The following is a 12,516-nucleotide window of genomic DNA, read 5'->3' on the forward strand; positions in this document are numbered from 1 at the left end:
GATGCCCGCCCTCCTGCGTGATGCGGTGATCTGCGAACCCGTGCGTACCCCCGTCGGTGGCTACGGAGGCGTCTTCCGCGACGTGCCGGCGACCGAACTCGCCGCCGCCGTCGTACGCGCCGTGCTGGACCGCACCGGCGTACCGCCCGCCGCGGTCGACGACGTCCTGCTGGGGCAGTGCTACCCCAACGGCGAGGCTCCGGCCATCGGCCGCGTGGCCGCCCTGGACGCCGGTCTGCCGGTGGAGGTGCCGGGACTGCAGATCGACCGCCGCTGCGGCTCCGGACTGCAGGCGGTCATCACGGCCGCGATGCAGGTGCAGACCGGCGCGAGCGACCTCGTGCTGGCCGGTGGCGTCGAGTCCATGAGCCAGGCCGAGTTCTACACCACCGGCGTCCGCTTCGGCGTACGCGGCGCGGGCACCACCCTGCACGACCGGCTGGCCCGCGGCCGGGTCACCTCCGGAGGCGTCAACCACCCCGTTCCCGGAGGCATGCTGGAGACCGCCGAGAACCTGCGACGGGAGTACGCGATCCCCCGCGAGGAACAGGACCAACTCGCCCTGCGCTCCCACGAGAAGGCGGTCACGGCCCAGCGGGAGGGCCGCTTCGCCGACGAGATCGTGCCCGTCACCGTACGGACCAGGAAGGGCGAGACGGTCGTCGACACCGACGAACACCCTCGCCCCGACTCCTCGTTGGAGAAGCTGGCGAGTCTTCGACCGGTGCTCGGCCGTCAGGACCCGGAGGCCACCGTCACCGCGGGCAACGCCAGCGGACAGAACGACGGCGCCGCCCTCTGTGTCGTCACCCACCCCGAGCGCGCCGCCGAACTCGGCCTGCGCCCCCTGGCCCGCCTGGTCTCCTGGGCCGTCGTGGGCGTGCCGCCACAGACGATGGGCATCGGCCCCGTGCCCGCGACCGCCCGTGCCCTGGAGAGGGCCGGACTGAAACTCGCCGACATCGACCTGATCGAACTCAACGAGGCCTTCGCCGCCCAGGTGCTGGCCTGCACCCGCGAATGGGCCCTGACCGAGGCCGACTTCGGGCGGTTCAACGTCAACGGCTCCGGCATCTCGCTGGGCCACCCCGTGGGCGCCACCGGCGGCCGCATCCTCGCCACCCTGCTGCGCGAACTCGACCGCCGCCAGGCCCGCTACGGCCTGGAGACCATGTGCCTCGGCGGCGGCCAGGGCCTGGCCGCGGTCTTCGAACGGCCCCCGCACACCACCGACGCCAATGGAGGACGCTGATGGCCGGACTGATCGCATACGGCGCCTACGTGCCCTACCACCGTCTCGCCCGGTCCGACATCGCCGCCACCCTCGGGACGGCCGCGTCCCGGGGCACGCGCGCGGTGGCGGGCTACGACGAGGACACCACCTCGATGGCCGTCGAGGCGGCCCGGTCCACCCTGGCCAGGGACGGACTGCGGACCCGCATCGGCCAGCTCTTCCTCGCCACCGCCGCGCCCGCCTACCTCGACAAGACCAACGCGACCGCCGTCCACGCCGCGCTCGGCCTCGACCCGCACGTCCTCGCCGCCGACATGGCGGGCTCCGTCCGCTCCGGCCTCGGCGCGCTGGTCACCGCCGCCCGCTCCCCGGTGCCGACCCTCGCGGTCCTGTCCGACCTGCGCACCGGCCTGCCCGGCGGCGGCGACGAGAGCGCGGGCGGTGACGGCGCGGCGGCGTTCGCCTTCGGCGGCCACCGCAACGGAGCCCCCGTGATCGCGGAACTGCTCGCCCACGACACGGTCAGCGACGAGATCCTCGACCGCTGGCGGCTGCCCGGCGCGCCCGCCTCCCGCGTCTGGGAGGAGCGCTTCGCCGAGGAGATCTACGTGTCCCTCGCGGACAAGGCGCTCAGCGCCGCCCTCGACCAGGCGGGCCTGGACCGCGGCGCCGTCGACCACCTCATCGTCTCCGGCCTGCACGCGCGCGCGTGCGCGAGCGTGCGTCGTACCGCAGGCGTACGGCCCGAGGCGGCGACCGCGGACCTCACCTCGGAGATCGGCAACGCCGGCACCGCACAGCCCGGCCTGCTCCTCGCCGATGTCCTCGACCGGGCCGAACCCGGCCGGATCATCGCGCTCGTCGTACTCGGCGACGGCGCCGGAGTCCTGCTGCTGCGCACCACCGACGCGCTCCCCGCCCACCGCAGCGCCCGCCCGGTCGCCGCGCAGATCGCCGCGGGCAGCGCCGCCATGCCGTACGCCACCTACCTCTCCTGGCGCGGCCTCCTCGACCGCGAACCGCCCCGGCGCCCGGACCCCGAGCCGCCCTACGCGCCGCCGGCGCACCGCCGCACCGGCTGGAAGTACGGCTTCGTCGCCTCCCGTTGCGAGAAGTGCGGCACCCGGCATCTGCCGCCGGACCGGGTGTGCGTGTCCTGTCGGAGCGTCGACGCCATGACCGACGAGCCGATGGAGCACGTGACCGGCACGGTCGCCACCTTCACCGTGGACCGGCTGGCCCACACCCCGAGCCCGCCGATGCTCGTCGTGGTCGTCGACTACGACGGAGGTGGTAGGTTCCGCTGCCAGCTCACCGACGCCACCGAGGCCGACGCCGTCATCGGCGCCCGGGTCGAGATGACCTTCCGGCGGACCGTCACCGCCGCCGGCGTCCACAACTACTTCTGGAAAGCCCGGCCGGTGCGCACGGGCGAGACCGAGGGGACACACGGATGAGCTCGCACGGAATCCGGGACCGGGTCGCGATCGTCGGCATGGGCTGCACGCCCTTCGGCGAACATTGGACCCGCTCGGCGGACGACCTGCTGGTCGACGCCGTGGGCGAGGCGGTCACCTCGGCCGGCATCACCCTCGACGACATCGACGCGTTCTGGCTCGGCACCCAGGCGTCCGGAGTCTCCGGACTGACCCTCAGCCGCCCCCTGCACCTGCCGTACAAGCCGGTCACCCGCCTGGAGAACATGTGCGCCACCGGCTCCGAGGCGCTGCGCAACGCCTGTTACGCGGTCGCCTCGGGCGCGTACGACGTGGTCATGGCCGTCGGCGTGGAGAAGCTCAAGGACTCCGGCATGTCCGGACTCTCGGGCACCACGATGCCGGGCGCGGGTGACGACAGCCGCGGTGAGATCACGGCCCCGGCGAACTTCTCCCTCCTCGCCCCCGCCTACGCCGCCAAGTACGGCCTGGCGGAAGCGGAGTTGAAGGACGTCATCACCCGGATCGCCTGGAAGAACCACGTCAACGGTGCCCGCAACCCCCGCGCCCAGTTCCGCAAGGAGGTGCCGCTGGAGCGCATCCGCTCGGCGCCGATCGTCGCGGGCATGCTCGGTGTGTTCGACTGCTCGGGGGTCTCCGACGGATCGGCGGCTGCGATCGTCGTACGCGCCGAAGACGCCTACCGCTACACCGACATGCCGATCTTCGTGAAGGCGCTGTCCTTCGTCGCCGGCCCCGCGGACGGGCTCCTCGACCCGGAGTACGACTTCACCACCTTCCCCGAGGTCGTCGTCTCGGCCCAGGAGGCCTACCGGCAGGCGGGCATCACCGACCCGCGTGCCGAACTCGCGCTCGCCGAGGTCCACGACTGCTTCACACCGACGGAGTTGGTGCTGATGGAGGATCTGGGCTTCTCCGAGCGCGGACAGGCATGGAAAGACGTCACCAGCGGGGCGTTCGACCTGGACGGTTCGCTGCCGGTCAACCCGGACGGCGGCCTGAAGGCCTTCGGTCATCCGATCGGCGCCTCGGGCCTGCGCATGATGTTCGAGGCGTGGCTCCAACTGCGGGGGGAGGCACCGCCCGAGCGGACGGTCCGCACGCCGGCCGAAGGGCGCACGCTGGCCCTCACCCACAACCTGGGCGGCGGACCGGGCGAATGCGTCTCGTTCGTGTCCGTCGTCGGCAGCGAACTCACGGACTGAGAAAGGTGGTTGAGTCATGAGACGACTCGACGACAAGATCGTGATCGTGACCGGAGCCGCGTCCGGCATCGGCGCCGCCACCGCGCGCAGGGTGGCGGCCGAGGGCGCCCACACGGTCGTGGCCGATCTGAACCTCGACGGAGCCAAGGCGGTCACGGAGGAGATCCGGGCGGCCGGCGGCTCCGCCACGGCGGTCCCGGTCGACCTGGGCGACGTCGACAGCGTTCGGGCCATGGTGGCCACTGCAGCTGACACGTACGGCGGCCTCGACGTCCTGTACAACAACGCGGCGGCCACCCACCTGGCGGCCCGCCAGGACCTCGCCGTCCTGGAGGCCGACCCGGCGGTCTGGGACGACACCATGCGGATCAACCTGCGCGGCACCATGGTCGCCATCCAGGCAGCGGTCCCGCACCTGATCGCCCGCGGCGCCGGATCGATCATCAACACCTCGTCCGGCGCCGGTCTCGCGGGCGACCTGCGCAATCCCGCGTACGGCGCCTCGAAGGCCGCCCTCATCAACCTCACGCAGTACGTCGCCACCCAGTACGGCAAGCAGGGCGTACGGTGCAACGCCATCGCCCCTGGGTTCATCGTCACACCGGCGAGCGCCGGTTCGGCGCACGGGGCGATGCGGGAGTCGATGCTGCGTCATCACCTCACTCCGCGCCTGGGGCGGCCCGAGGACGTCGCGTCGGCGGTCGTCTTCCTCGCCTCCGACGAATCGGCCTTCATCACCGGGCACACCCTGTGTGTGGACGGCGGCCTGCTGGCCCACCAGCCGTACGTGGCGGACCTGCGGGACGCCTGAACCGTCGTCAGGTGAGCGTCTCCGGCTCCAGGTCGCCCAGGTAGGCCGCCCGGACCGCCGGATCGCGGCGCACCTCGTCCGGGGTGCCGGCGCAGATCCGGCGGCCGAAGTCGAGGACGACGACCTGGTCGCAGACGCTCATCACCATGTCGACGTCGTGCTCGACGAGCAGCACACCCATGCCCCAGTCCGCGGCGAGCCGCCGCACCAGGTGGGACAACTCCCGGGTCTCGTCGTCCGACAGCCCCGCCGCCGGTTCGTCCAGGAGGAGCACGGACGGCGAGGTCGCCACCGCCCGCGCGATCGCCAGCAACCGCCGTTCTCCGTACGACAGGTCGCCCACCGGCCGGTCCAGACTGTCCTGCAGCCCGAACTCCCGGACAGCGACAAGCACTTGGGCGGGCAGCGGGCGACTGCCGGGACGGACCAGGTCGGTGAGCCAGGCCCATCGCCCGGGCCGCTCGCAGGCGGCGTAGAGATTGTCCAGTACCGTCATGTCCTCGAACAGTTCCAGCGACTGGAAGGACCGGCTCAGGCCCGCCCCGGCCCGTCGGTGCACCGGCACCCGGGTCACGTCCAGCTCGCCGAGACGGACACTGCCGGACGCGGCCCGAGTGAAGCCGGTGACGGCGTCGATGGCGGAGGTCTTGCCGGCGCCGTTGGGGCCGATGAGACCCACGACCCGGCCCGGTTCGACGTCCAGCGAGAGCCCGTCGACGGCGACGACACCGCCGTAGCGGACGGTCAGATCCCGCACGTACAGGGGGAGCGGTACGGCGCGGGGCACGTCCGGGAGGGGTTCCGGATGCTCCTCGGGCGCGGTTGTGTCGCGCTCCGGGGACAGCCTGCGTCGGAGGCCCGCCGCCTGCTTGCCGAGTTCCTTCCCGATGCCGTCCTGGTTGCCCACCAGGGTCAGCACCAGGACGATCCCGCCGATCAGCGGCATCCACTCGCTCAGCCCGGGCAGCACCAGGTCCCCGAACCGGGCGCCGACCGTACCCGCGGCGAACGTCGCGCCGAACAGCGGGCCGACGAGGAAGCCGACGCCGCCGATGACGGCGAGCCCGAGCGCGGTGACGGAGTCGAAGCTCGCGAAGTCGGAGAACACCACCGATGTCGAGCGGAAGCCGGTCAGCACTCCGGCGAGCGCGGCGATGGCCGCGGAGAGGCCGAAGGCGTAGAGCTTCGTGGCGCGGACGTCGATACCGAGGGCGGCGGCGGCCCGCTCGTTGGCCCGTACGGCGACGAGGCGGCGGCCGGTCCGGCTGCGCCTGACGTTGGCGACCACGAGCGTGGCGGCGACGAACAGGATCAGGACCATGGCGGCGTACCGCTGTGGATGGTCGATCCCGGAGATGCTGATGCCGAAGAGCGTCTGCCTGCCCACCGCGATGCCGTCGCTGCCGGACGTCGTCGACAGGTCGGTGTTCTGGAAGACCATCGCCTCCAGGGTGGTGCCGAGCCCGAGGGTGATGATCGCGAGATTGACCCCGCGGGTGCGCACGGCCGGCAGCGCGAACAGCAGGCCGATCGGTATGGTGCCCAACACGCCTGCCACCAAGGCGAGTTCGAACGGCCATCCCCAGTCCGCCGCGGCGTGTCCGGCGATGAAGGCGCCGGTCCCGGCGAGGGCGTACGCCGCGAGCGACACCTGCCCCGCGTAGCCGGTGACCACGATGATCGACAGGATGATCAGGGAGAGCACCAGGGTGTTGGTGATCGCGTCGGCCCACAGTGGCGTGGACAGGCTCACCAGGCCCAGTCCGAGGACGACGGCCAGGGCGAGGGGCACGGGACGCACCCTGCCGGTACCCAGTGCCGGGAGCCGGTCGAGGAACGTGCCGCGCAGCGGCAGCGCCCGGCCGCGGGCGACCAGCACCAGGGCGATGAAGAGGAACGGCACCGACGAGGCGAGCCCCGTGACGCCGGAGCCGAAGCGCGTCAGTTCGGACTGCGCGACCCCGATGGCCAGACCGCCCGCGAGGGTGGCGGGGAACGACGAGAACCTGCCGACCAGGGCAGCGGCCAGTGCGCTCAGCAGCAGCGTGGTCAGCCCGGTCACCGACAGACCGATCACGGGCACGATCAGGATGGCTGTGAGCCCCGCGAGCGCGGAGCCCAGTGCCCAGTTGCCGGCGGCGATCAGGTCCGGGGACCAGCCGAGCGCGGCGGCGGCGCCCTCGTTCTCGGCGACCGCGGTGGTGCCGAGGCCGAACAGGGAGCGCCGGTAGAGGAGATGGAGGACCGCGGTCGCGGCGATCGCGATGCCGAGCAGCCAGACGCGGTCCTCGGAGACCGTCGCCCCGGCGAACGTCAGCAGCCGGGTGGGCAGTTTGCCCGGCACCAGTTGCAGACTGTCGCCGTAGCGCTTGACGGCGATCGCGGTGAGCACGATGAACACCGCGAGGGTGCCGACCAGCCGGGCCAGAGTGGAGGCCCTGCGCAGCGGGCGGATCACCAACAGGTGGGTGAGCAGGCCCAGTGCGGCGGAGGTGAGCACGCCGCACGCGGTGGCGGGCCAGTACGACACACCGTGGTTGACGGCGAGTTCCCACTGGACGTAGGCGCCGGCCATCCCGATCGCGCCGTGCGCGAAGTTCAGGACGCCGGAGCCCCGGTAGACCAGCACGATGCCGTGCGCGGTGAGTGCGTAGAGGGCGCCGAGCCCCAGGCCGAGCAGCGCGAAGCGCAGGATGTCGTCCATCCGAGGAACCTCCCAGGGGCCTACCTCTTCGGTCTCCATGAGTAGCGAAAGCCGGGCGACCCGACAAGCCAGACAGCGCATTTATTTAAATAATTGTGCCGAGAGTACTTCACTAACCAAACGACGGCATCCATGCTGTCGGCATCTCGACGTCGCCCATTTCGGGCGCGAGCCCCGCGGAGGGACCATGAACGACTCACGCCGACGCAGAACTGCCGCAGCGAGCTGTCTCGCGGTGACCGGAGCCCTGCTCGCCGCAGGGTGCGGCGGTGAGGCGGCCGGCAGCTCGGCCGAGACCTCGTCGCTGAAGGGCACCCCGGTCGAGGTGATGGTCTGGGCGCCGGAGAACACCCAGGGCAGCGCCCAGCCCGGGATCCGGCTTACCGCCCAGGCCTACGAGAAGTGGATCAACAATAACGGCGGCATCAAGGGCGGCCCGCTGAAGGTGACCTTCTGCAACGAGAAGAGCGACCCCGACGAGGCCGAGAAGTGCGCCCAGCAGGCGGTCGCCGACAAGGTCGCCGCGGTGGTCGGCTCCTACAGCCTCGCCGGGGACCGCTACATGCCCATCCTCCAGAAGGCCGGCATCCCGTACATCGGCGGCACCGGCGTCTCGGCGGCGGAGTTCTCCAACCCGCTGTCCTTCCCGGTCAACGGCGGTACCCCGGTGGTGTTCGCCGCGCACGGTCGGCAACTGGTGGAGAAGGGCTGCAAGAAGATCACCGGCGTCCGGTACGACGTGGCCGCCGCGGCCGTCGTCTCGCAGTTCCTCACCCTGGGCGTGACGTCCGCCGGAGGGGCGGCGCCCAAGGACCTCAAGGTGCCGCTCACCGCCACCGACCTCGCCCCGCAGGTCGCCGCCACCAAGGGCAGCGACTGCGTGAGCGTCATCCTGGGCACCGCCTCCGACCTGTTCGTGAAGTCGTACGTGCAGTCCGGTGACAAGACCAAGCTCGCCAGCGTCGTCGGCAACCTCACCCCGCAGCTGGCCGCGAGTACCGGTGGGAGCAGCAGCCCGCTGGAGGGCGCCGCGATCACCGGCTACTACCCGCCGACCTCCGACCCCGTCTGGCAGGACTTCGTGGCGGCGGCCAAGGGCAAGGACATCGACACGACCAACGGCGCCAACGCCACGACCTGGGTGGCCTTCAAGGTCTTCACCGAGGCCGCCAAGAAGCTGCCCACGATCACGGCCGAGGCGCTGGCGCAGGAGCTGAACACGACCGACGGCATCGACACCGGCGGCCTGACCCCGCCCCTGAACTGGAAGGCATCGACGGCCCTGCCGATCAAGGGGCTGGACCGCATCCACAACACGACCGCCACCGAACTGACCCTGCGCGACGGGAAGATCGAGTGGGCGAAGGCCGGATCGACCTTCGTCGACGTCCGGAAGGCGCTGACGGCCGCGTCGTCCGGCTGAGTCCGGTGCGTCCCGGTCGACTCCGGTTGAGGAGAGACCCCGTGCACGACACAGATGTGCCCCTGATAGCGACCCACGCCCTGTCCGCCGGATACGGCACGCGACCCGTCGTGAGCGACCTCGACCTGGAGGTCCGGCCGGGTGAGGTCGTCGCCCTGCTCGGCCCCAACGGCGCGGGCAAGACCACCACCCTCAGGGCGCTGTCCGGCGACCTGACCCCGATGAGCGGCGAGGTCCGCTGGCTGGGCACGCCCGGCCACACCCCCCTGCACCGCCGTGCCCGCGAGGGCCTGTCCTACGTCGGTGAACGCGCGGTCTTCACCCGCCTCGACACCACCGACAACCTACGGGTCGGGCGCGTACCGCCGGACCGGGCCGTCGAGTTGTTCCCCGAACTCGAAAAACGCCTGAAGACCGGCGCGGGCATGCTGTCCGGCGGCGAGCAGCAGATGCTGTCGCTGGCGCGAGCCCTGTGCCGTTCCCCCCGGCTGCTCCTGGCGGACGAACTCTCCCTCGGCCTCGCCCCGCTGGTCGTCGACCGCCTCCTGCGCGCCGTCCGGGAGGCGGCCGACCAGGGCCTGGGCGCACTCCTGGTCGAACAGCACGTGCGCAAGGTGCTCGACATCGCCGACCGCGTCTACGTCCTGCGCCGCGGCCGTGTCGTCATGACCGGCACCCCGAAGGAGCTGCGCGGAGACCTCGACGCGATCGAGTCCTCCTATCTCGCGAAGAACCCGTCGTCCTGACTGATGGAGGTGGTTGCCGTGCCCAGCGCACGTGAGCAGATCCGGGCCCTGGTCCGGTCCGGCAAGACATTCGACCAACCCGCCCGAGAGACAAGGGAGTTGCAGCTCGAAGCGGCGCGGGAGGCCTTCACCGCCCACCGCGAGCGCATCCCGCTGCTGCGTACCCGGGCGGACGAGAGCGGCGTACAGGGGATCGAGAGTCCCGACGACCTCGTACCCCTGCTGTTCTCCCACACCAGCTACAAGTCGTACCCCCTCTCCTTCATCACCGGCGGCCGATGGGACCGGCTCCTGCGCTGGTACTCGACCGTGTCGGTGGTCGAGCCGGGAGAGGTCGACGTCGAGGGCGTGAACGACATCGACGAATGGGCCGACCGCGTCACCGCCGCCGGCCACCGCCCCTACATCACGAGCGGCACCTCGGGAAAGGTCTCCTTCCTCAACTGCGACGCCGGCGATCTGGGGTTCCTGCACGACATCCTGGAGAACCTCACCTGCTGGCCCGACCCGCTGCCGCCCGAGCCGACCCGCCGCGGCTACCTCCTCGCACCGGCCAGCGGTCCGATGCGCTCCATCGACGGCTACCGCTGGCACGCGGAGGTCTTCGCCCGGCCCGGCGAGACCCGGCTGCTGACCGAGGACCCGATGCGGGTGTCCGAGCTGATGAGCAGCGCCCTGCTGCGCCGCCGCATGGCGGAGGGCACCGCGACCCCGCAGGAGATCAGCTCCTTCGAGGCCGCGTCCGGAGCCCGCGAGGAGGAACTCGGCGCGGCCGTCGCACAGATCGTCGACGACATCGCCGCACACCGGACCGAGCCCCTGCTGATCGCCGGCATGAACAACCAGCAGTTCACCTTGATCCAGGCCCTGCGAGCCCGAGGTGTACCCGACGGAAGCCTCCACCCGGACACGCTCGTCCTCAGCGGCGGCGGCAACAAGGGCGGGGTCCTGCCCGACGACTACCAGCAGCAGTTCGCCGCCTTCTACGACGGCGCACGGCGCGTGCGCAGTTATGGCATGACAGAACTCCAGGGCTCCTGCCTCGCCTGCGAACAGAGCAACTACCACGTGCCACCGTGGGTGATCCCACTGATCCTGGACGAGCCGGGCGAGAAGCTGCTGAACGCCGAACGCGGCGTGGTGGAGGGCCGGTTCGCCTTCCTCGACGTGTCACTGGAGGGCCGGTGGGGTGGCCTCATCAGCGGAGACCGGGTCCTCGTCGACTTCTCGCCCTGCGACTGCGGCCGGGCGGGACCGACCGTCCTACCGGACATCAGGCGCTACGGCGACCTCGGCGGCGACGACAAGATCACCTGCGCCGCGACACTCGACTCCTATGTGCGGGGGATGATCCACGGATGAGCGCCACCACGCTGCCAGGTGTGCCCTCGGCGAGGACGGAGGTCGTGCACGTGGTGCGCGGCGAGGTCGACCACGGCTCGCCCGTCGACCACGGCCGTGCCGGTTCGGCCTTCACCGCACCGGCACTCGACCTCGACCGCCTCGTCTGGTCCCGCACCGAACCCGGGCCCGCCTTCCACGTGCCCGTCGCGGAGATCGTCGACCTGCTGGTGGAGACCGGCGAGGCACTCAAGGCAGACCGCGAGGGCCTGCTCGCCGAGGCCCTCGACCGGATGATCCCGGTCAGCCCGCTGCCCGCCGAGGTACTCGAACGCGCCTATGCCGTGTTGTGGCGAAGCTTCCGACGCCCGGGCCTCTACGCCCAGATCGACCACGAACTCGGCGGAGCGGACGTACTCGACGGCTGGCGCGAGGTACGCCTGCCCGAGAACCGGACCGCGGCCACCCGCGCGTTCCCGCCGCGTCTCGTGCACATCATCGCCGGCAACGCACCCGGCGTCGCCGCCATGTCCGTCGTGCGCGGCGCCCTCACCAAGGGCGTCAACCTGCTGAAGCTGCCCTCCAACGACCTGTTCACCGCGACCGCGATCCTGCGCACGATGGCGGCGGTCGCCCCCGACCACCCCGTGGTGCGCTCGTTCTCCGCGGTGTACTGGCGCGGCGGCGACGAGGCGGTGGAGAGCGTGCTGTTCCGCCCGCAGTTCTTCGACAAACTGGTCGCCTGGGGCGGCGAGGCCACGATCCGTGGGGCGCTGCGGTACGTCGGTCCGGGATTCGAGCTCGTCTCCTTCGACCCCAAGACCTCCATCTCGCTGATCGGCCGGGAGGCGTTCGAATCCTCCGACGCCCTCGCCCGAGCCGCTGACGCGGGCGCCGCCGACGCCACGTTCTTCAACCAACAGGCCTGTGTGGCCAGCCGTTTCCAGTTCGTCGAGGGCTCCTGGGAGGACGCCGACCGCTACGCTGCCCTGCTCTGCGAACGCCTGGGCGTGGCAAGGGAGTTCAGTTCGGCCGACGGCCCCCGGGTCACCGCGGCACTGCGCGAGGAGATCGACGTCCTGCGGTCCCTGACGCCCGAATACCGGGTGTGGGGCGGCTACGACGGCCGAGGCCTGGTCATCCGCTCTCCCGAACCGGTGGACTTCCACCCCGACGGAAAGATCGTCGACGTCGTCCCCGTGGCCGAGTTGAAGGAAGCGGCCGCGTACGCCGGAGTCGCCACGCAGACGGTCGGGGTGTACCCGGACTCCCGCAAGGCGGAACTGCGCGACGCCCTCGCCTGTGCCGGCGTCCAGCGCGTGGTGTCCCTCGGCAAGGCGGGCGGGATGCCACCGGGCCTGTCCCACGACGGCTTCTATCCGCTGCAACGGCTCATGCGCTGGGTGAACGACGAGTGACACAGCGGAACTCCGGTCAGGTGAGCGTCGCACGCCGGTTGTGGCCACCTTGTCCGGGCGCGCGTCGGTCCTCGGCCAGAGGGCGTATTCCCGACAGGCATGCGGCTACAGGATCCGATCTTGTGGGGCCTACGCGTGCGAATGCCCCCGGGCCAGACGTAGTGGTTGTCTTACCAG

Annotated in this window: 9 protein-coding genes; 8 read left to right on the forward strand and 1 reads right to left on the reverse strand. The window is 71.4% G+C overall.

The features are described from left to right. The first annotated feature begins 1 nt into the window (after position 1). The 4 genes from ACZ7M3_RS05405 to ACZ7M3_RS05420 are packed head-to-tail and all read left to right on the forward strand — an operon-like array spanning position 2 to position 4,707. Complete coding sequence (locus tag ACZ7M3_RS05405; RefSeq protein WP_472060926.1) at positions 2–1,252, forward strand: acetyl-CoA C-acetyltransferase; 1,251 nt, start codon at positions 2–4, stop codon at positions 1,250–1,252. After that, on the forward strand, positions 1,252–2,691 hold the full coding sequence (locus ACZ7M3_RS05410) for an OB-fold domain-containing protein (protein WP_472060927.1): 1,440 nt from the start codon (positions 1,252–1,254) through the stop codon (positions 2,689–2,691). The genes ACZ7M3_RS05405 and ACZ7M3_RS05410 overlap by 1 nt, the downstream gene beginning before the upstream one ends. Beyond that, complete coding sequence (locus tag ACZ7M3_RS05415; protein WP_472060929.1) at positions 2,688–3,896, forward strand: acetyl-CoA acetyltransferase; 1,209 nt, start codon at positions 2,688–2,690, stop codon at positions 3,894–3,896. Before ACZ7M3_RS05410 ends, ACZ7M3_RS05415 begins: the two co-directional genes overlap by 4 nt. 16 nt (positions 3,897–3,912) lie before the next feature. Continuing rightward, on the forward strand, positions 3,913–4,707 hold the full coding sequence (locus ACZ7M3_RS05420; RefSeq protein ID WP_472060931.1) for an SDR family NAD(P)-dependent oxidoreductase: 795 nt from the start codon (positions 3,913–3,915) through the stop codon (positions 4,705–4,707). 7 nt (positions 4,708–4,714) lie between these two features. Here ACZ7M3_RS05420 and ACZ7M3_RS05425 read toward each other — a convergent pair whose 3' ends face one another. Further along, positions 4,715–7,411 (reverse strand): ABC transporter permease subunit, encoded by a 2,697-nt coding sequence (locus ACZ7M3_RS05425; protein WP_472060933.1) that lies wholly within the window; start codon positions 7,409–7,411, stop codon positions 4,715–4,717. A gap of 187 nt (positions 7,412–7,598) precedes the next feature. Here ACZ7M3_RS05425 and ACZ7M3_RS05430 point away from each other — a divergent pair, with 187 nt between their 5' ends. From ACZ7M3_RS05430 to ACZ7M3_RS05445, 4 genes are read left to right on the forward strand one after another with little or no spacing between them, the layout of a single operon-like run. Further along, positions 7,599–8,834, forward strand: coding sequence for an ABC transporter substrate-binding protein (locus ACZ7M3_RS05430; protein ID WP_472060935.1), 1,236 nt, complete (start codon positions 7,599–7,601; stop codon positions 8,832–8,834). 41 nt (positions 8,835–8,875) lie between these two features. Further along, complete coding sequence (locus tag ACZ7M3_RS05435; RefSeq protein WP_472060937.1) at positions 8,876–9,580, forward strand: ABC transporter ATP-binding protein; 705 nt, start codon at positions 8,876–8,878, stop codon at positions 9,578–9,580. An 18-nt stretch (positions 9,581–9,598) separates the two neighbouring features. After that, complete coding sequence (locus ACZ7M3_RS05440; RefSeq protein WP_472060939.1) at positions 9,599–10,942, forward strand: hypothetical protein; 1,344 nt, start codon at positions 9,599–9,601, stop codon at positions 10,940–10,942. Then, positions 10,939–12,339 carry an acyl-CoA reductase gene (locus tag ACZ7M3_RS05445; protein ID WP_472060941.1) on the forward strand — a complete coding sequence of 467 codons (1,401 nt, stop codon included), beginning with the start codon at positions 10,939–10,941 and terminating at the stop codon, positions 12,337–12,339. The genes ACZ7M3_RS05440 and ACZ7M3_RS05445 overlap by 4 nt, the downstream gene beginning before the upstream one ends. Positions 12,340–12,516 lie beyond the last annotated feature (177 nt).

This window comes from Streptomyces sp. NPDC111656 (assembly GCF_055656965.1).